This is a genomic window from Cupriavidus sp. DL-D2, assembly GCF_039710735.1.
Classification (GTDB): domain Bacteria; phylum Pseudomonadota; class Gammaproteobacteria; order Burkholderiales; family Burkholderiaceae; genus Cupriavidus.
Window position 1 is genome coordinate 1 of record NZ_JBDKXK010000145.1, and the last position, 913, is coordinate 913.

At 63.2% G+C, this 913-nt stretch carries 1 protein-coding gene; it reads left to right on the top strand.

Features of this window, described 5'->3' with window-relative positions:
- Positions 1-111 precede the first annotated feature (111 nt).
- Positions 112-864 carry an SDR family oxidoreductase gene (locus ABDB81_RS30385; RefSeq protein ID WP_160472422.1) on the top strand — a complete coding sequence of 251 codons (753 nt, stop codon included), beginning with the start codon at positions 112-114 and terminating at the stop codon, positions 862-864.
- Positions 865-913: the final 49 nt, after the last annotated feature.

The following is a 913-nucleotide window of genomic DNA, read 5'->3' on the forward strand; positions in this document are numbered from 1 at the left end:
TGCAACGATGATTTGCGATCGATTCTATTTCGAAATGATGCGCGCGTCGATATTCTTCTCCCATCGCATCACCCTTTCAGAAACTTCCGAAACCAAACAAGGAGAAACATCATGACCGGCAAGCTCGCAAACAAGATTGCACTCGTCACCGGCGGCACGAGCGGTATCGGCCTGGCCACGGCCAAGCGCTTTGCTGCCGAGGGGGCTTACGTCTATGTCACGGGCCGCCGCCAGGCGGAACTCGATGCTGCCGTTGCCGCGATCGGCAACGCCACCGGTGTCCGCGTGGATTCGTCGAAGCCTGAGGAACTGGATGCGCTGTACAAGCAAATCCGCGCAGAGAAGGGACGCCTCGACGTACTGTTCGCCAACGCCGGCGGCGGCACGATGGTGCCGCTGGGCGATATCACCGAAGCGCACTACCACGACACCTTCGACCGCAACGTCAAGGGCACGCTGTTCACCGTGCAGAAGGCGCTGCCGCTGCTGTCCAAAGGCGCATCGGTGATTCTGGCGGGATCAACCGCGACCATTGAGGGCACGGCCGCGTTCAGCGTCTATTCCGCATCGAAGGCGGCCATCCGGGCCTTCGCGCGTAGCTGGATTCTGGACCTGAAGGATCGCGGCATTCGCGTCAACACGATCAGCCCGGGGGCGACGCGCACGCCTGGCCTCGTGGAGCTGGCCGGCCCGGATGCCGCGCAACAGCAGGGTCTGCTGGACTACCTCGCATCGCGCATCCCGATGGGCCGCGTGGGAGAACCCTCGGAAATCGCCGGAGCCGCCCTCTTCCTGGCTTCGGACGATGCAAGCTTTGTGAACGGCGCCGAACTGTTCGTGGACGGCGGCCAGGCCCAAGTCTGAAGCCAGCCGGCAAGCGACCGAGGCAACTGCCGATGGTCGCTTGCCTTCC

Coding starts and splice junctions, on each gene's coding strand:
- ABDB81_RS30385 (WP_160472422.1), top strand. CDS start 112: ATGACCGGCAAGCTCGCAAACAAGATTGCACTCGTCACCGGCGGCACG.